Below are 18,119 nucleotides of genomic sequence, written 5' to 3'. Positions count from 1 at the left end.
GACGTGGGTCAGCGGTTGCCGGTGGCCACGCAGGCGCGCCGTCGGTAGCTGTCGAAGACGTCGATCGCGTTGTCGCCGAAATCCTCCCACGGCCTGCCGGACGCGTCGGTGCCCAACTGGGCGAACAACGGCACCGCCTGGGCGCCCCGGTCGGCGCTGACCAGCCCGTACGCCGCCCAGCGCCGGTCGCTGCTCGCATCGACACCACCGGAGGGGGTGACCAGGCGGTGCAACATCACGTCCAGGGCGCGGTTGACGCGTGCGTCGCGCCAGATCTTCTCGTCGTAGTCCTCGGCGGCGTAGGCGGCCTGCACGATCAGAAACGCCAGCGACGGGGACGCGGCGGCGGCCCGCTCGGCGAAGGCGAACAACGATTCGTGCGAGCCGGGGCTCTCGGGCGCCAGATACATCATCGCGAAGTCGTGCCCGGCGCGGTGCAGCGGGTCGCGGGCCTGTAGCTCGTTCCAGAGCGAGCCGAAGGTGTTCTGGTCGTAGCTGCGGGCCCGCGCCATCGTGATCAGCGTGCACCACGGCGTCGGGTCCTCCGGCGCCAGCTTGGTCGCGTGCAACGCGGCCGCCTCGGAACGCAGCACCGTCTGGTGGAACGCGTCCTGCTGCTGGGGTGAGGTGTACTCGTCCGGCTTGTTGCCGCGCAGTTTCCAGGCCAGCCAGAAGAGACCGTGCGCGTCGACGACCGCGGTGTGCCGGTCGTCGCCCGTGGCCGTGCGCCACGCTTCCAGCCAGGTGCCGTCGTCCGCGGCGGCCGCGCCGAGCGCGTGCACGGCTGCCGCACGCATCGCCCAGTCGCCGTAGCTGCGGTTGAGCAGGTCGGCGGCCGGTCGCCAGTCCCGGGCCCTCGCCGCCGCCACGGCCGCGGCGATCACGGGGACGGGCTTGCTGAGGTCCGTGCTCAGCGCGTGCTTGGGCGGCATGCCCCAGCCGGTGACGTCAACGGCCGGCAGGTCGGGCAGGCCAGGAATGATCTCGCCCGGGTTGGCCGTGGGGTCCACCCGGTGGATCAACGCCATGATGTCCTCCATAGACACCTGCTCCATGTAGACCTTCAACGACACGTTGTGGCGCTTGGCCTCCTTGCGCATGGCCATCAGGACGCGGGTCTTCGTCCCCAGTTGAAGTGCCACGATGTCCTTGCCTTCCCTGTGGTTGTACTGCGGCGTTGAGCAGGGCGCGCAGGCCCGAGGTGTCCGGCCGTTCGGACACTGCCGACTCGATCAGTCCGGACAGCGAGTTCTTGTGCTCCTCGGCCAGTTGCAGGACGCCGCCCGATGGCCACGACTCGATCCAGCGTGCGACGCCGGCGTCGGTGAGTACGGTCGCGACCGCGCCGAGTAGTCCTCCGCGGACGATCAACTGTGAGCGCTCGCGACGCACCCTGGGGCCGTCGCCAGGACCGGACGGAACGGCCGGGTCCTCGCCCAGTTCGGTCAGCAGTCCCGCGTCCAGTGCGTCGAGCAGCGTGCGCAGCGACGGCGGCCCGGCCCTCAGCCGGGCCGCCGCGGCCAGCACCCGGCCGGTGTGCTCGGTCAGCGAGGCGAGACCGCAGACGCGAACCAGCGTGGGCCAGTCCACTCGCCGCTTGGTGCGCGCTTCCGGCGGGAGCTCGGCCAGCAGCGCCGCGTCGAGCAGCGGCATCGGATCGCGCAGCAGGCCGAGTGCGCTGCCGGCCGGTACCCGCACCGTGCCGGGCGCGCCCAGCGCGCCGATGGCGGCGATCCGCTCGCGCATCGGCGGGTGTGTGTCGAAGGGATCCGACTCGTTCGGAGGGTTGGCGCGCAGCGCCGCCTGCTCGTCGTGCAGCGAAGCGCGCAGCTTGCGGTACCCGCCGAACGGGTCGGCGGGCAGGTAGCCCGCGGACCAGCCCATGACCAGGTGATTGCTCCGGAACTGGTTCCACGACACGGCGATCGGAGCCAGCTCCTGGAACGCCGTGATGGTGGCCGCCGAGCCGACCGCGATGGCCGAGGCCTCGTCCGCCAGTCGTTCCTGTCGCCTGCTCAGGTCCGCGCCCACGCGCAGTGCGGGTGCGCCACTGTGCCGGAGCAGGAAGTGCAGCCCACGCTGGAGAGCGTCGCCGCCGTTCAGCGTGGCGAGTGTGTGCGCGAAGGCGCGCCGGCTGCGGTAGGCGATCCCGGCGAAGCGGGTGTCCCGGTTGCTGTAGTGCGCGAGCTCGTGGGTGAGCACCGCCGCGAACTGGGCCGTGTTCAGCTCCGCGAGTAGCGGGGCACCGATGAACAGGTGCCGCTTCGTGGAGATCAGGCCGAGCAGGCGCGTGTCCTCCATGACCGCGGCGTTCGCGTCCTCGATCACGTAGATCGCGTCCGGTGGCCTGGTGTCCGCGACCTGGGCGAACCCGCGGACCATCGCCCACAGTCGCGGCTGCTCGTGCTCGGACACCGGCACGCCGTGCACCGGGTTGTCGATCTTCGAGGCGAGCACCCACAGCCCCCGGCCGAGCACCAGCACGGTCGGGACCACGCCGATCGCGATCTTCACGGCGGTCACCGGGGACACGATGAACGCGTAGACGTTGAGCGCGATCAGGGCGCTCATGATCACGATCATCAGCACGGGGACGATGCTGACCAGCAGCAGCCAGGACAGCGTGCGCGAGAACAGCTTCACGGACGACGCGTAACCGAATAGTGCACTGCTCGTCCTTCTGTCCCTAGTAGTGCGTCGACCGCACGGAGCTACCCCGTGGTCGAGGCAGACTCCGGATACCGGATGCCAGGACTTCGCCGGGGGACGTCGGGCACGGTAACCTGCGCCGCCCTCCGGGTGTGTGGGTCGTTTGCCCCACACACCAGCGGCCGTTGTCCAACGGTCAACTATCCTGACCCCGTGCGGCGTGGGGGGCGAGAGGGAACCGGTGCTCGGGCCGCCGAGTCGTCGGACGGCCCCGGCTTCAGCGAACGCCTCGTCACCCGCACCCTCGAGCGGTACGGGGTGTGGCTGCGCTCCGGTGTGGTCTTCCTGTGCAGTGCGCTGGGAGTCCTCTCGGTGGACACCGCGCAGCTGCCCCTGGCGGTGTCGCTGCTCCTGCCCGTGCTGCTCTTCTGCGGGGTGCGCCTCTACTCGCTGCGCAACCCGCTCCCGTTCGCTCTGCTCTGGACACTCGACGCGGCCGCGCTGGTACTGACGGGGCTGTCCCAGCTGGCGCTCGATGGTGTGGGCGTCGAGGTGATGGTCGCGGCGATCATCAGCATCAGTGCCATCACCTTCCAGCACGAGTGGGCGGCGCGCCCGACGACCGGGATCGCACTGGCCGGGCTGGGTCTCGCCGTCACCGCGCTGGCCGACATTCTGTCCTCGCCGGGGCTCGAGGTGTCGGCCCTGGTGCGCATCCTCATCCCGGCGGGGCTGTCGAGAGCCGCCTTCCTCATCGTCAGGGCCCGGGCCCGCTCGGCCGACCGGGCGGCCGCGGCCAGGGCGGCGTCGCGCCGGGAAGCCGAGGCCGCCGCCGCCAGGCGGGCGACCGAACGCGAGTACCTCGCGACCCTGCACGACACGGCGAACGCGACGCTGCTCACGGTCTCGCACGGCGACGGCCGCGACTGGTCGTGGCTGCCCCAGCGCGCCCGACGAGACCTGGAGGCGTTGTCCGCCGTACCCGGATTCGAGACCGGCAGCATCGACCTCGCCGCGCTGCTGAGCTGCGTGCCCGAAGGCGAGGGACCCAACAGGGTGCGGCTCACGACGCACATCGAGGGTCCGCTCGTGCTCCCCTCCGGCGCGGGACTCGCGATCTTCAACGGGGTCCGGGAGGCGGTCAGCAATGTGGCTCGCCATGCCGGAGTGCGGGAAGCCGAGCTCAGGGCCTGGATGGACGAGGGCGGCACCGTCGTCGAGCTGTCCGACGCGGGGCGCGGATTCGACCCGGCGTCGGTCTCCCCGAGGCGACGGGGCGTCTCCGGTTCCATCATCGGCAGGATGGAGGCCGTCGGAGGCTCCGCGTCCGTCACCTCGCAGCCCGGCGGCGGGACCCGCGTGCACTGGCGTTGGCACGACCGGGCCCGCGCGGCGTGGGCGGGTGACGAGAGCGTCGAGCGTCCGCAGAACGCACCGGCGCCGCAGTCCGCCGCGGTCAACCTGATCCGCAAGCAGCTGCTGTTCGGTGCACAACTGGCCGCGCTGCTCATCAGCCTGGTGTCGCAGTTCAGTTTGTCCCTGCACCAGCTGACGGCCTACCAGAGTGTGTATCGCCCGGGGTGGGCCCAGACGGCGGCTTTCGTCGGTCTCCTCGTGGTCGCGGTGGCCGGCGCCGCGTATCTGCTGCGGGGCAGGCCGATCCCGCCGATGGTGCGCTGGTGCAGCCTGGGCGCCGTGCTGGCGGTGTCGGCGACCTGCGCGTTGACGCTGCCCGCGGAGCGGTTGCTGGGGCCGGAGGACTGGGCCTTCGGGCTGATCGGCTGGTACGCGCTGTTTCTACTGGCGGACCTGCGGGTCAGGGTGTTCGCGGTGTTCCTCGGAGTGCACGTCGGACTGAACGCCGTCGTGGTGTTGCTGTCGGCGTCGCCGACGGCCGAGGCCGCAGCGGTGCTGGGGATCGCCACGGTGTCCAACTGCGGATTCCAGCTCTCCGTCGGTGTGCTGACCCGCGTGTTCCACAACACGGCGCCGATCGCGGGGACCGCGGCCGCGCGGGAGGAGGAACTGCGCCTCCGGGAACGCATCAACGAGGACAGGCAGAAGGACCACAAGGAGCGCTACCGCGCGCTGACGGCGACGACGGTGCCGCTGCTCGTCGGCCTCGGCCACGGCGTGCTCAGCCCGCACGACGAGGAGGTCAGGCTGCGCTGTGGCGTGGAAGCCGCTCGGATGCGCCGCCTGTTCGCCGAGGGCGACTCGGTCTCGGACCCGCTGCTGAACGAGTTGCGGGCCTGCGTCGAGGTGGTCGAACACCAGGGGGTGACGGTGAACCTGGCCGTGCGAGGCCAGCCGGGCGATGTGCCCGTGGAAGTACGCAGGGAGCTGGTCGACCCGGTGGCCGTCGCGTTGGGCCGTACCCGCTCGACCGCGCGGCTGACAGTGGTGTGGACCAGTCGCGAGGTCTGTGTGAGTGTGGTCAGCGCGGACTGTGCCGACGGCCTCAGCGCGGGAGACACTGCCGGGCCGCGGCGCAGCACGCCGGATGCGGCGGTGTCCGTGGCCAGAACCGCACTCGGCGGGAGTGTGTGGGTGGAAGCCAGTTGGACAAAATCGACGGTCTCCGGGAGTGACCCGACATGAGTAATGACGCACCGGTCACAGTGGTCATCATCGACGATCATCCCGCCATTCTCTCCGGCATGGAGGCGTGGTACGCCGCATCGCGACGACCCGTCACCGTGGTCGCGTCGGGCGGCTCCGTCAAGGAGGCCTGGGTCGAGCCGGGCAGTTCGGCCGATGTCGTACTCCTGGACCTGCAGCTGGGCGAGGAGGGCCTCGCCTTCAGTAGCCTCCGCCGGCTCGTCGACGCAGGCAGGCAGGTGGTCGTCTACTCGATGCGCGACGACGAGAAGACCGCGGTCAAATGTCTGGACCTGGGAGCCGCGACCTTCCTGGCCAAGAGCGAGGGCAGGGAGCACCTGGTCGAGGCGACGCTGGCGGCAGCCGACGAGCGGCCCTACGTGCCGCCCGCGCTGGCCGGTGCGCTGGGAACGAACGCCCGCCCCGACCGTCCCGCGCTCTCCGCACGCGAGGAGAACGTGCTCATCGAGTGGTTCAAGTCGGAGTCCAAGGAACTGGTCGCGCTGCGGCTCGGCATCTCGGTGAAGACGGTCAACTCGTACCTCGACCGGGTGCGGATCAAGTACGCGAACGTCGGCCGCGAGGCGCGGACCAAGGCGAGTCTGGTGGCGCGCGCTGTCCAGGACGGGCTGGTCGAGGTCGAGGACCTCTGAGCGGTTCCAGCCGCACCTTTTCGCACACGCAAAGAATGTGCCGGCGTGAGCGAATGAGCCCCGCATTCATCCGCGAGTGTCCGTTCGGCGATTCTGGCGAGAGTGCCGTTGTTCGGACCACGTCGGCAGGTCAGATGGGGTGGGCAGGCGAGTTCTCGTCCTCATTGGGCACTCATTTGTGACGAGTGGGTCGGTTTCCGTTCGCCTTCGGCATTCGCGCGCCTGGGATGTGTTTCGTGCGAGTATGAGGGCTCACTGCCGCCGCCAGTGTGCGGCGGCGGTGAGCGCAGACGTTCCAGCGATCTCAAGGAGTCAGGTGTGGACCCGAACCTGAGGCCCGGCGAGGACCTCCAGCACTACATCGAGAGGCAGGTCGAGGAGCAGAAGAACCGGGCGTACGAGTTGCAGGACGCGTTCGCGTCGGCCGCGGCAACTGTGACGTCACGGGACGGCTCCGTCACGGTCTCGCTGGAGCCCAACGGTGGTCTGCGCAACATCCAGCTCGGCAAGCGTGCTTGTGAACTGGGAGAAGCCAGACTTTCGGCGACCATTATGGACACTGTGCGGCAGGCGCAGAGCCAGACCGCGCGTGCCGTGGCGGCATCGGTCGAGTCCATCATGGGAGATGGCGAGGTGCTGGAGATGATGCGGGGCTTCCTGCCTCCCGACCCCGCAGCGGGCCAGAGTGGCGACGTCGACCAGAACAAGTTCGTCGAGAATCCCGAGCCGGAGGAGACGCCTCCTCCGCAGCCGAAGCCGCCGACAACGCCGCCGCCGTCGGCTGGACCTCAGCCACGGCGCCGCCCCAACCGGGACAACACCGATGACGACGAGGTGAACCCCTGGTGAGCGGTGGGTTCACAGCGGACAATCCGGGCGAGGCGTTCGGCGAGTTCGGCAAGAAGTTGGACGAGGTCGCGGACAACGCGCGCGAGACTCGCAATCTGCTGAGGGGCATGGTCGCCGACCCTGGCCTGTTCGGCATCTTCCTCGGCCAGATCATGGGCGCGGCCGCGAGTGCGGCTTGTGACGACTCGGCCGACGGCTTCGACAAGTTCGGCGAGGCGCTCGAGAAGCACCGGGAAAAGCTGGACAAGGCCGCCAAATCCTACGAGGAGCAGGACCAGAGCGTGAAGGACGAGATGTCGGAGTTCGTCTGGTGAGCGAGACAAAAGAAGAAGAAGAGACGAACGACTACTCCGACAACGACACGTACTCGAAGAACGACTTCTGGCACGACCCCGGCGACCTGGTCGGCAGTGACGACACCCGCACCAGCGGCGCGGGCATCATCAACACGATCGACCAGCTGAAGATCGCCTGCGACGACAACGACCAGGTCGCGATCGGTATCGGGTCGGCGGGTCTCGCGCTCGACGTTCTCGGGCTGGTGATCGACCCGCTGGGCTCGGTGTTCGCGGCCGGGATCGGCTGGCTCATCGAGCACGTCACGCCGTTCCGGATCCCGCTCGACCTGACGATGGGCGACCCCGAGGGCATCTCCACGGCGGCGGCGGCCCTCGAGGGCGAGAAGGAGAAGGTCGACGAGTGGTCGGCCAACCTCAAGAAGAACCTCGAATCCCTCATGAAGTCCTGGTCCGGTGACGGGGCCGACCAGTTCAACAAGAGCACCGGTGAGCTCGCCGACCTGCTCGAGGGCATGGGCAAATCGCTCGAGAGCACGGGCAAGACGATGGAGATCGTCGGTGCCGTCGTCGGCGCGGTGCGAGGAATCATCCGTGACCTCGCCGCCGGTGTGCTGGGCGGCATCATCGCCGGTGCGCTCGCCGCACTAGCGGCCATGCCGTTCACCTTCGGTGCGTCGGTGGGCATCTTCCTCGGCACCGTCGCGGCGACGGTCGGCATCGCGATGGCCAAGATCGGGACCCAGATCGCCAACGTGGTCAAGAAGGTCACCAAGGTCGCGAAGTCGCTCTCGGACCTCGGTTCGAGCACCAAGGGTGCCGGCGGCTCGGCGTCCGACGCGGTCGGCGACGCCGCCGGGTCGGTGCCCACCGGTGGCGGCGGCGGTGGTGGTGGCGGGCGGCCGAGTGGCGACACCGGCAACCCGCCGGATGTCAACGGCAACGGCGGCGGTAACGGCGGCGGCGGTAACAGCACACCGGATGGCGGCGGTAACAGCACGCCGGATGACGGCAGCCAGGGCGGTGGCAACAGCACGCCGGATGACGGCAGTCAGGGCGGTGGCAACAGCACGCCGGATGACGGCAGCCAGGGTGGCGGCCAGGACACCGACAGTGTCAACGGTGACCAGGACGAGTTCTTCGACGCGGTTGAGAACCAGGACCCACCGGGCGGCGGTAACAGCACTCCCGACGACGGCAGCCAGGGCGGCGGTAACAGCACACCCGATGGTGGCGGCCAGGATGGCGGCAGCGGGGGCAACAGCACTCCCGACGACGGCAGCCAGGGCGGCGGCAACAGCACGCCGGATGGCGGTGGCCAGGATGGCGGCAACGGCGGCGGCCAGGGCGGCGGTTCGATCTCGGACGCCCTCGACGGTGGTGGCGGTTCGACGCCCGGCAGCAACGGCCCCGGCGACAGCCCCGGCGGCAACGGCGGCGGCAACGGGGGCGGCAACGGGGGCAACCAGGGCGGCGGCCAGGACGGCGGTCAGGGCGGCGGCAACCAGGACGGCGGCAACGGGGGCAACCAGGACGGCGGTCAGGGCGGCGGCAACGGCGGCAACCAGGGCAACGGCAACGGGGGCTGGAAGTGGCTGACCGAGAGCCCGCAACAGACTCGTGACGTGTTCAGGGAGGGGCTCGAGAAGTTCGCCAGGGAGAATCCCGGACAGGTCACTCCTGACCAGGTCAACGCGTACACGCAGAAGATCGACGACATCCTGCGACTGGGGCCGAACGCACTGGAGAAGGCGGGTGTCAAACCCGAGCACGTGCACCAGTTCGAGGAAATCGGCAAGACGCTGACGTCGCCGACCCATTCCTGGACCGCGGCCGGCTTCAAAGTCTTTTCCAGCTTGATCCGGGGTATCACCCCCGGCGTCAACAAGGCCTTGGACGACGAGGAGGAGTAGGTCCGGGGTCGTTGCCTCGCGGCGACGCTCCGACAACAGTCCCGCCGGAGTGGGAGTTCCTTCCACTCCGGCGGGACTTCTTTGTGCCGCACCGTCTCCGGTGACCGATCTCCGTCCGTAGCTGTGCCGTTACGGGAGGGTTGCCCTTCCGTCCCGGGAAAGCCGACCGCACGAACCCGGCGCGCTCGGCCGCGCGTGTCACCTATGTGAGTGATAGAACCAAGCGGAGGAGTAGGGGTCTCGGCTTTGGTGCTCTCGCGGTCGCGGTGATGATGGGGGCTACTCTCGCGTTTCTCGTCACGGCCGTCGGACGGGCGCCCGCCGCTCGCCAGCAGGCCGCCGCTGCCGTCTCCGAGAAGCCGGAACCCAGGAACATCGAGGCCGAGGCGCCGCCCGCCGAGCCGCCACCGGAGCTGCCGTTCAACGCGAAGCTGTTCTCCCCGGACATCCCGGAGCCAGGTGGCGGTGTCCGCACCGGCGGCTGCAGCGGTGCGCTGATCGCGCCGGACTGGATCATCACCGCCGGGCACTGCTTCCACGACGGCAACGGTGTGCGCCGCAGCGGCAAACCCGTCTACACCACCGAGGTGACCGTGGGCAAGCTGGACGTCGACGACCCTGGTGGCCAGGTCACCACCGTGGTCGACGTGCGCCAGTCCGAGGTCAACGACATCGCGCTGGCCAAGCTCGACAGCGCGGTCGAGGACGTCGTGCCGCTCGCGCTGCCCGAGTCCGAACCCGCCGTCGGCCAGGAGCTGCGGTTCGTCGGCTGGGGTTCGCTCTCCCCGACAGAGGTGAAGCCGACGCCGCGGATCAAGAGGGGAGAGTTCGTCGTCGTCGACCTCGACTCCGCCAACGTCGAAGCAGAATCCACTGTGGACCGGACCGTGGAGAACAGTCCCTGCCCACAGGATTCGGGTGCACCGTTGTTCGTGTCCGACGACGACCGGACCGGGACACTCGTGGCCACCGTCAGCACCGGCCCCGACTGTCCCCAGCCTGGACTGGAGACCCTGGCCAGGGTGGACGTCGTGGTGGACTGGATCCGGCACCAGGTCGGCCGCTGAGCACGAGTGGTGCGACGAAGAAAGGCCTGCCCCGGCGCCGGACGCCGGGGCAGGCCTTTTCTCGTGGGCCGGCTCGTTACTCGGACTTCGCCGATTCCGAGACGACGCGCTGGATGGCGTCGATCGCGACGTCGGGCTCGTCGACGTGGATGTAGTGCTCGCTGTTGGCGGCGGAGCTCAGGTTGCTGTTGCTGGAGAGCGCCAGCCACTTCTCCTGGCCGTCGGCCCAGGCCTGCTCGAGGCCTGCTCCGTACTCGGGGATGGCGGAGAGGTAGGGCTTGCCGTGCTGGATGACCTCGACGGGGATGTCGCCGGCGGAGCCGACCTCGGCGTCGGGGATCACGAGCTGCTCGGGGCTCTGGCCCTCGAAGATGGCGAGGGTCTGGGCCTTGACCTCGGCGGCGGGGCCGGTGGCGTCGGCGGGGACCTCGCGTTCGAAGTCGGCGATCTGGGTGGGGGAGGTGGCGTCCAGGAGCACGAGGCCCGCGACGCGGTCGGTGTGCTCGGGCGCGTAGCGGCCCGCGATGAGGCCGCCGAGGGAGTGCCCCGCGAGGACCACGGGGGCGTCGCCGGCGACCTGGTCGATCACGCCGGTGAGGATGGCGCCGGTGCTGTCGAAGGACTGCGGTCCGTCGGGCTGGTCGCTGGCGCCGGCACCGAGCCGGTCGTAGGAGCAGACGCGGTCCTGCTCGCCGAGTGTCTTCTGCAGGTCGGCGAACGTGTCGAGGGAGTCTCCGCCACCGTGCAGGAGGATGATCACCGGTTTGCCCTCGGCTGCCTCGCCGGTGCAGGACACGTTCACCGACGAGCCCTCGACCTGGATCTTCTGCGTTCCGGTGACGAGGTCTTCGCCCTGCTCCTCGGACGCGGCGGCGGAGGCGGGGGCTTTCGGCTCGGCGGTCGAGCCTTCGTCGCAGCCAGTCAGTGCCACACCCGCAACGCTGACGGCCAGCGCGAAGACGGCGGATGCTTTGACATTGCGGTTCATCGAGTTCTCCTGGAAGTTCTGCGGCGACCACCGCGGTTCGTGTGCTGCGGCCGTAATGAAAACTACGGATTCTGCGTCCCGGAGTCGTCACCTCGCGGTGGACACCCGGATGTAGCTCCCACGGGGGACGAGCCGTCCAGGCTTCAGTGCGGGCACAATGTCCTTTAGGGACATCGCAGGACTTGACCGTGCCGCGAGGGCACAGTTTTCACTGGAGGTTTCGTGTTGGGACACGCCGAAGGAGCGCTCACGCCGCCGCCGTTCGATCCCGAACTCGCGGTGGCGTTGGAGGAACTGCGGGAGGAGTTGTCGAAGCGCTCGCCGGATGCGGACCTCGCCGCTCGCCGGGCGGAGAACGCCGAACGCGATCTGACCGACGAGCAACTGCGCCGCGACGGGCACTTCGAGATCGAGGACGTGAGCGTGCCCCGGTCCGATGGGTCCCGGCTCGGGTTGCTCGTCTGCCGAACGGACAGCGGTGCGACCGGCGTGATCTACTTCGTCCACGGCGGCGGGATGATCGTCGGCGACAACCGTTCCCCCGACGTGGCCTTCGCCCTCGGCTGGGCCGCGCAGCTCGGGTTGGCCGTCGTCTCGGTGGACTACCGCCTCGCGCCGGAACACCCGCACCCGGCGCCGGTCGAGGACTGTTACGCCGGTCTGCTGTGGACGGCCGAGGAGTTCGCGCCGGGCCCGATCGTGCTGGCCGGTGTCAGCGCGGGCGGTGGCCTCGCCGCGGCGACCGCCCTGCTCGCCCGTGATCGCGGTGGCCCCACCCTCGCGGCGCAGGTGCTGTTGTGCCCGATGCTCGACGACCGCAACGACTCCGTGTCGGCGCGGCAGATGACGGGGCTGGGGATCTGGGACAGCGCCGCGAACGAGCAGGGCTGGAGCGCGCTGCTCGGTGATCAGCGGGGCACGGCCGAGGTCTCGCCGTACGCCGCGCCCGCGCGCGCCGAGGACCTCTCCGGTCTACCGCCGACGTTTCTCGACGTCGGCTCGGCGGAGACCTTCCGCGATGAGGTGGTCGACTACGCCACGCGCCTGTGGCAGGCGGGCGGACAGGCCGAGCTGCACGTCTGGCCGGGCGCCTTCCACGGGTTCGACCTCCTGGCTCCGGATGCGGCGATCTCGGCCGCGGCCCGCGCTGCGCGGGTGCCGTGGCTCCGGAGGGTCCTCGGGCGCTGAGCCCGAGGGCCGGGTCACCGGCCTGACAGGGTCCGGAGGACCACACCCGCCGACGCGCCCGCCGCGAGCGTCGCGCTCGCGTGGCCCGCTTCGGACGCAAGGCCGCCGTCGGCCGGTTCCTCACGCGTGGAGGTCCACACCGTCACCAGCATCAGCCAGCGCACCACGAGGTAGACGAACAACAAGAGCCCGACGAGCGCGCCGAGCGTGGCAACGGCGGGGGAGTGGCCGAGCAGGCGCATGTAGAGACCGCCGGCCTGCTGGAGCGCGGCCAGTCCCACGGCCGCGCCCGCGGCGGCGCGCAGTCCCTCCGTCACCGGTCGCCGGGTGCGGGGGAGCTTGGCCAGGCACCAGGCGACCACCAGCCAGTTCGCCACCAGTCCGAGCAGCAGCGAGCCCGCCACCAGCAGCACGTGCGCGCCGGTGGTGCCCGCCAGGCCCGTCCACGCCAGCAGCTGGGTTCCCGCCGCGCCCGTCAGCGCGGCCAGTCCGAACGACACGAGCAGCGCGAGACCCACGCCGAGCAGGGTGCCGACGTCGGCAAGGACGGTGCGCAGCATGGGCCGCTGTTCGCGGGCCTGGCCGAGCAGTGCGGTCACCGCGTCCCTGAGGTTGCTGATCCAGTTCCAGCCCGAGTACACGCACACGGCCAGCGCGAGCACTCCCAGCCTGCCGCGTTCCTCCACGACCACGTTCATGATCACCGAGATCTGGTCGGCGGCCGCCGCGGGCAGGGCCTGGTCGAGTGCGCGGTCCAACTGCGTCGCGAGCGCCTGGTCGCCCGCCAGGACGAACCCGGCGACCGACACGGCGATCATCAGCAGGGGCACCATCGACAGCAGCGTGAAGAACGTGACCGCGGCCGCGTAGTGGTCGCCGTCGCGCTCGCGGTAGCGGGCCAGCGTGAGACCTGCTCGGCGCCACCCGCGCGACCGCGACACGCGGCGCCACAACCTGCGGATTCGGGACATGGAACGCGCACACCCTTCCTGCCTGCTCTCGTCGTGGTGAAGACACCGGGACGCCGAGATCGTCACGCCACCATATCTCTCTGAGATATATTGGACCGCGTGAAGTTCCTGATTCTCGGATTGTTGCTGGCAGAGCCGCTGTCGCTATATGACGTGCACTCCCGCTTCGCGTCGGGTCTGCGCCACATCTACTCCGCTAGCTACGGCAGCATCCACCGAGCCCTGCGGCAGCTGCACGACACGGGCCACGTCGAGCTGCTCGCCAGCGCGGCGACCGCGCGCAACACGAAGCGCTACGCGATCACCGAACAGGGAACGGCGGCCTGGCGGGAGTGGATGCTGCGGCCCGCACCCGCCGAGGACTCCGAGGCCTCGATGCTGGCGCGGGTCCTGCTGCTCGGCCGGCTCGAACGCGCCGAGGACCGGCGGGCCGTGCTGCTCGCGCTGCGCGCCCGCGCGCTCGGCGACCTCGAGGATCTTCGCTCGGTGCAGGCCGGGGCTCAGGGCGCCGGCCCGGAGTCGAGGTACCCGAGAGCCACCGCGGACTACGGCGTGCGCTCCGCCGAGCAGGTCGTGAGCTGGCTCGACGAGCTGCTGCGCGATGTCACCCCCGGCGGGCAGCGGTGACCGCGGTCGCGCTGGCCGCGGCGTTCACGCTGCTGGCCGGCCTCGCCGTGATGCAGGTGCTGATCATCGGCGGCCTGCCCGTCGGTGAGTACGCCTGGGGCGGGCAGACGCGCGTGCCGACACCGCGGCTGCGCCGGGCCGCCGCGGTGGCGATCGTGCTCTACCTCGGCTTCGCGGCGCTGCTGGCGAGCAGGGCCGGGCTGCTGCCCGGCGGCGGCACGACCACGGTGGTGGTCGCGACCTGGCTCCTGCTCGCCTACTGCGCGCTCAGCGTGGTGCTGAACGCGCTGTCCCGCAGCTCCCGCGAGCGCCTCGTCCAGACGCCCGTCAGCGTGCTGCTCACCCTCAGCGTGCTGGTGATCGCACTGGCGTGAGCCCCGGTCAGGGGTTTGGCTTCTGGTACGGGCGCGTCGCCCCGGTCTCGGCGTTGTGCTCGGTGACGGGAATGCCCTGCTCCTCGAGCTTCGGGTACTCGATCTTGTCGAAGATGTTGTCGGGCCTGCGGTAGTCGTAGATGTCGCCGGGGTTGTCGGTACCCGTGCTGGTCTGGGCACCCGGCTTGTCCGGGAACACCACGTGGGTCTCCGAGGCGTCCTTCGAGTTCTTCGCGAACGTTTCCGAGGCGTGGTCCCACTTCTCCGAGACGAACTTCTTCTGGTCCTGGTTCGAGCTGCCGTGATCGCTGTGCGACCAGAAGCCCTTGTCCGAATCGTTCATCATCTTCTGGTCGACCCAGCCGGGCATCTTCAGCTTGTTGTCGGCGATCAGGCCCTCGAGGGTGTTGCCGCCGTGCTCCTTGGCGACCTGGTTGGCCTTGAACTCGATCGAGTGCAGGTACTTGTCGTCCGGGTTGCCGGGTCCCTGCTTGTAGCCGCCGGACCAGAAGAAGTGCTTGTCGGCCCTCATCATGCCGTCCAGCTCGGGCTTGAACTTGTTGAACTCCTCCGGCGTCATGCGCAGCACGTCGACGCCGTTGTCCTGCCGCTTGGCGGGCGGCACCTCGAAGTCGTCCGGCGCCGGCCGTTTCGGGGCGTCCGGCCCGCCGGTCTTGCCGCACGAGCCGTGGAGCCCGAGCGGGTCGCCGATGAGCAGCGGCTCGGCGACGTAGCCGACGGGGTTGGGCGCCGCGGTGAGCCCGAGCGGGTCCTGGCTGAGGTAGCGCGCCGTCTCCGGGTCGTAGTAGCGGAACACGTTGTAGTGCAGCCCGGTTTCCTCGTCGCGGTGCTGTCCGGGGAAGGCCAGCGGCACGGCCGCCGTGTCGGCGCCGGGCAGCGGCGCGCCCCAGAAGCTGCTGCGGTCCTGCCAGACCAGCGCGCCGTGCTCGTCGAGCAGTTCGGTCGGCGTGCCCGCGGGCGAGGTGATCACGGTGCGGTACCGCGTCTCGGCTCCGGTCTGCTCGACCTGCGCGATCGGGCGGTTGTCGGTCAGATGGCGTTCCCAGGTCAGGATGCGGTGTGAGCCGTCCGCGCCGCGCTCCACCCGTTCCACGAGGTCGAACCCGCTCCACAGGAACCGGGTGTCGGCGGCGAGTTCGGGGTCGCCGCCGGCGCCGGTGACCCAGCGTCGCTTGGCGAACCGCCTGCCCAGCGGGTCGTAGTGGTAGGTCCAGCGCGCGCCGTCGGGCGTGCGGACGCCGCGCATCCGGTCCAGCTGGTCCCACGAGTAGGTCCACGACCACTCGCCGTCGGGGCCGGTGCGGTGGCGTCCGGTGACGCGACCCTGCTCGTCGCTGGTGTAGCGGGTGCCACCCGCCGAGAGCAGCGTGTTGGCGCGGTGGACGCGGGGACCCGGTACCCAGGGAGTGGCGGCCGAGACGATGGTGCCCGCCGCGTCGTGGGCGAACTGTTCGACGCCCTCCGGGCTGCGTGCCTCGCTGACGCGGCCTGCCTGGTCGAACGCGAACCGCCACGGCCGCGTGGTGTCGTCGACCGCGGCGAGCCTGCCGTCGGGCCGGTAGCCGTACGTGCGCGTGCCGATCCCGGCGATCGCCTCCTCGGCGAGCCGGTCCTCCGCGTCGAACCGCCGCCGCAGTACCGGCACCGCGTCGACACCGCGGGCGATCTCCCTGCCGACGGCGTCGTGCTCGAACTCGATGCCGTGCCCGGCGATCCGCAGCGACCGCGGCAGGCCCGCGGGGTCGAGACTCCACTCACTGTCCACACCGGACGACGTACGGCGGCGCAGCACCGTGCCGCCGTAGTCCCAGCACACGCCGATGCCGTTGACCGTCTCGACGACGACCCTGCCGCGCCCGTCCCGGACGAGCTCGAGGCGCGACTCGGGGTTCTCGGCGAAGATCAGCCTGCCGAGCGCGTCGTAGGCGTAGCGCGTGGCCTCCTCGGTGGTGCGCCGCTCGATCAGGTTGCCGAGCGCGTCGTAGTCGTAGACGGTGGGCTGGCCGAGGCCGTTGGTCATGATCCGCAGCTGCCCGGCCGCGTCGTAGTCGTAGGTGAGGCGGCGACCGTCGTAGTCGGTCTCCTCCACCAGCCTGCCCGCGGCGTCGTAGTCGTAGCGCCAGGTCAGGCCTTGCGGGTTGGTCACCGAGGTCAGCCGCAGCTCACCGTCGTAGGTGTAGACCGTGCGCGCGCCCGCGGCGTCGACGTCCTCGAGGGCGAGGCCGAACGGCCCGTAGCCGCGGCGCCGCACCCCGCCAGCCGCGTCGCGGTACTCCACGACCTGGCCTTCGGCGTCGTAGATCCAGGCTTCCCGGTGCCCGTGCGGGCCGATCCGCCAGGACCGGCGACCCTGTGCCGTCCAGCCCAGCCTGGCCGCGCCGCCCGAGGCGGTGTGGACGAGCTGGGGACGGCCGAACAGGTCCCGCTCCTCGGGGCGCACCGATGCGTCCGTCGCCTGCTCGTCGGCGAGCGGGTCGGGAGCGACGGCGTGCTCGGCGGGCAGCGCGGCGCCGGGGACGCCCGCGAACGGGTCTGCCGCGGGCACCAGGCGGTGGACGGCGGCGTCTCCCTCGCCCGCCTGCATGCGCACTTCGCCCTGGTTCGCGGGCGCGATCGCCACCACCGAGCCGTCCGGCCTGGTGACGGAGACGAGTTCGCCGCCCGCGTAGTCGTACCTGGTCTCGCGGCCCAGCTCGTCCAGTTGGGACAGCAGCTGGTCGTAGCGGCTCCAGACGTAGCGGCGGGAACCGCCCAGCGGGTCGATCCGCTCGACGAGCTGGCGCGCCTCGTTGAGCCGGTAGACCCACGTGTGGCCGAGCGCGTCGGTGTAGCGGGTGACGCCAGGCTCGTAGGCGAACGCCGAGTTGTAGTACCCGTTGGCCCCGACGGTGCGAACGCAACGGCCCTCGGCGTCGTAGACGTAGCGATACCAGGTGCCGGTGCGGTCCTGCCAGCCGACGAGGCGGTGCTCGAAGTCGTAGTCCAGCCGCATCGGGCGGCCCTCGAAGTCGGCGATCGCGCTGAGCTGGCCCAGCCGGTTGTAGCCGAAGCGCACGAGCGGAGCGGCACCCGGCGCGCCGAGGGTCACCACGCGGCCGTCGGCGGTGCCGAAGCGGATCTCGGTGCCGTCGTCGCGGCGCAGTGCGGTGGGCGCGCCGTCCGCTCCATAGGCGAACTCCGTACGACTGCCGTACTGCTCGATCGCCGTGAGCGCCGCGATCCGGCCCGCGCCCGCGAAGTCCAGCTCGCGCTCGCCGGTGGAGAGCCGGTAGCCCTCCGGCGTGCGCCACAGCGGATAGCGGGGGCCCTCCAACGGCAGCACCGGCTGACCGGTGGGCAGCGGGTAGACCAGCACCATGCCGTCCTCGGAGTAGAACCGCACCCGGTCGCCGCTGAACTCCAGTCGCTGGTCCACTGTGGACGCCCAGGAGCGGCCGAACCAGCGGCCCGCTCGGTAGGACGACAGGTGCGTGCGCGACAGCTCCAGGTCGCCGGCGTCGCCCGGCAGGACCAGGTCCACCTGGGTCATGAGGACCTCGCCGGTGGCGACGTCCACCGGGTCCGTCACGCAGGTCTTGGAGCCGTCCGGCAGCGCGCGGTCGCGCGCGTCGTAGTCGGGCGGCCGGTTGCCACCGTTGTTGGTCTCGTTCCTCGGCGGGGGCGGATTGCCCGCAGGGGGAGGGTTGCCGCCCGGCGGCGGGTTGCCCGTGGTGTCGCTCTTCGGCGGGTCGTTTCTGGGCGGCGGAGGCGGCGGCGGGTCGGTCTTGCCGCCGTCGGCGCTGCTACTGGTGGTGCTGCCGCCGTTGTTGCCGGGGCCGTCGTACTTGTCGCCCTTGATGTCGGTGTTGCCGGGCTTGGGGTCCGGTCCGCTGCGCACCCCGTCCGGGGTGTCGATCTTGCCGCCCTTGATGTTCTTCAACGC

Annotated in this window: 14 protein-coding genes; 9 read left to right on the top strand and 5 right to left on the bottom strand. The window is 70.5% G+C overall.

Going from position 1 to position 18,119, the window contains the following annotated elements:
* Positions 1-8: 8 nt before the first annotated feature.
* Together JHE00_RS33205 and JHE00_RS33200 are read right to left on the bottom strand one after the other, a co-directional pair.
* Positions 9-1,028 carry a DUF4034 domain-containing protein gene (locus tag JHE00_RS33205; protein ID WP_200325949.1) on the bottom strand — a complete coding sequence of 340 codons (1,020 nt, stop codon included), beginning with the start codon at positions 1,026-1,028 and terminating at the stop codon, positions 9-11.
* A complete protein-coding gene (locus JHE00_RS33200; RefSeq protein WP_200325947.1) occupies positions 949-2,643 on the bottom strand; it encodes a M48 family metallopeptidase in 1,695 nt (564 codons plus the stop codon). Before JHE00_RS33200 ends, JHE00_RS33205 begins: the two co-directional genes overlap by 80 nt.
* A 219-nt stretch (positions 2,644-2,862) precedes the next feature.
* On the opposite strand from JHE00_RS33200, the gene JHE00_RS33195 reads away from it, so the two are divergent.
* The 6 genes from JHE00_RS33195 to JHE00_RS33170 all read left to right on the top strand — a co-directional run bounded on the left by JHE00_RS33195 (position 2,863) and on the right by JHE00_RS33170 (position 10,028).
* Positions 2,863-5,250: a sensor histidine kinase gene (locus tag JHE00_RS33195; protein WP_200325945.1), complete on the top strand. Its 2,388-nt coding sequence runs from the start codon at positions 2,863-2,865 to the stop codon at positions 5,248-5,250.
* Positions 5,247-5,903, top strand: coding sequence for a response regulator transcription factor (locus JHE00_RS33190; RefSeq protein WP_200325943.1), 657 nt, complete (start codon positions 5,247-5,249; stop codon positions 5,901-5,903). Before JHE00_RS33195 ends, JHE00_RS33190 begins: the two co-directional genes overlap by 4 nt.
* Before the next feature lie 318 nt (positions 5,904-6,221).
* Positions 6,222-6,752 (top strand): YbaB/EbfC family nucleoid-associated protein, encoded by a 531-nt coding sequence (locus tag JHE00_RS33185; RefSeq protein WP_200325941.1) that lies wholly within the window; start codon positions 6,222-6,224, stop codon positions 6,750-6,752.
* Complete coding sequence (locus tag JHE00_RS33180) at positions 6,749-7,066, top strand: hypothetical protein (RefSeq protein ID WP_200325939.1); 318 nt, start codon at positions 6,749-6,751, stop codon at positions 7,064-7,066. Before JHE00_RS33185 ends, JHE00_RS33180 begins: the two co-directional genes overlap by 4 nt.
* Positions 7,063-8,961: a WXG100 family type VII secretion target gene (locus tag JHE00_RS33175; protein ID WP_200325937.1), complete on the top strand. Its 1,899-nt coding sequence runs from the start codon at positions 7,063-7,065 to the stop codon at positions 8,959-8,961. Before JHE00_RS33180 ends, JHE00_RS33175 begins: the two co-directional genes overlap by 4 nt.
* A gap of 269 nt (positions 8,962-9,230) precedes the next feature.
* Entirely contained in the window at positions 9,231-10,028 is a 798-nt protein-coding gene (locus JHE00_RS33170; RefSeq protein WP_200325934.1) for a S1 family peptidase, read from the top strand.
* Between the two features lie 76 nt (positions 10,029-10,104).
* Here the strand turns inward: JHE00_RS33170 and JHE00_RS33165 are convergent, their stop codons facing one another.
* The gene (locus tag JHE00_RS33165; protein WP_200325932.1) at positions 10,105-11,016 is read right to left on the bottom strand and encodes an alpha/beta fold hydrolase; all 912 of its coding nucleotides are present in this window, start codon (positions 11,014-11,016) and stop codon (positions 10,105-10,107) included.
* Between the two features lie 222 nt (positions 11,017-11,238).
* On the opposite strand from JHE00_RS33165, the gene JHE00_RS33160 reads away from it, so the two are divergent.
* Positions 11,239-12,204 (top strand): alpha/beta hydrolase, encoded by a 966-nt coding sequence (locus tag JHE00_RS33160; protein WP_307832218.1) that lies wholly within the window; start codon positions 11,239-11,241, stop codon positions 12,202-12,204.
* Between the two features lie 14 nt (positions 12,205-12,218).
* On the opposite strand, the gene JHE00_RS33155 is transcribed toward JHE00_RS33160, so the two are convergent.
* Positions 12,219-13,175 carry a YihY/virulence factor BrkB family protein gene (locus JHE00_RS33155; protein ID WP_200325930.1) on the bottom strand — a complete coding sequence of 319 codons (957 nt, stop codon included), beginning with the start codon at positions 13,173-13,175 and terminating at the stop codon, positions 12,219-12,221.
* A gap of 99 nt (positions 13,176-13,274) precedes the next feature.
* Here JHE00_RS33155 and JHE00_RS33150 point away from each other — a divergent pair, with 99 nt between their 5' ends.
* Positions 13,275-13,802, top strand: a complete 528-nt coding sequence (locus JHE00_RS33150; RefSeq protein ID WP_200325928.1) for a PadR family transcriptional regulator — start codon at positions 13,275-13,277, stop codon at positions 13,800-13,802.
* Complete coding sequence (locus tag JHE00_RS33145) at positions 13,799-14,176, top strand: hypothetical protein (RefSeq protein WP_200325926.1); 378 nt, start codon at positions 13,799-13,801, stop codon at positions 14,174-14,176. Before JHE00_RS33150 ends, JHE00_RS33145 begins: the two co-directional genes overlap by 4 nt.
* A 7-nt stretch (positions 14,177-14,183) precedes the next feature.
* On the opposite strand, the gene JHE00_RS33140 is transcribed toward JHE00_RS33145, so the two are convergent.
* Positions 14,184-18,119: DUF6531 domain-containing protein (locus tag JHE00_RS33140; RefSeq protein ID WP_200325924.1), on the bottom strand; the 3,936-nt coding region annotated here is incomplete at its 5' end.

It is taken from the genome of Prauserella cavernicola (assembly GCF_016595675.1).
Taxonomy (GTDB): domain Bacteria; phylum Actinomycetota; class Actinomycetes; order Mycobacteriales; family Pseudonocardiaceae; genus Prauserella_A; species Prauserella_A cavernicola.
The sequence above is the reverse complement of the archived record's forward strand: the minus strand, read 5'-3'. Positions and strand labels throughout refer to the sequence as shown.

Coding starts and splice junctions, on each gene's coding strand:
- JHE00_RS33205 (WP_200325949.1), bottom strand. CDS start 1,028: ATGGCGTTGATCCACCGGGTGGACCCCACGGCCAACCCGGGCGAGATC.
- JHE00_RS33190 (WP_200325943.1), top strand. CDS start 5,247: ATGAGTAATGACGCACCGGTCACAGTGGTCATCATCGACGATCATCCC.
- JHE00_RS33170 (WP_200325934.1), top strand. CDS start 9,231: ATGATGGGGGCTACTCTCGCGTTTCTCGTCACGGCCGTCGGACGGGCG.
- JHE00_RS33165 (WP_200325932.1), bottom strand. CDS start 11,016: ATGAACCGCAATGTCAAAGCATCCGCCGTCTTCGCGCTGGCCGTCAGC.
- JHE00_RS33155 (WP_200325930.1), bottom strand. CDS start 13,175: ATGTCCCGAATCCGCAGGTTGTGGCGCCGCGTGTCGCGGTCGCGCGGG.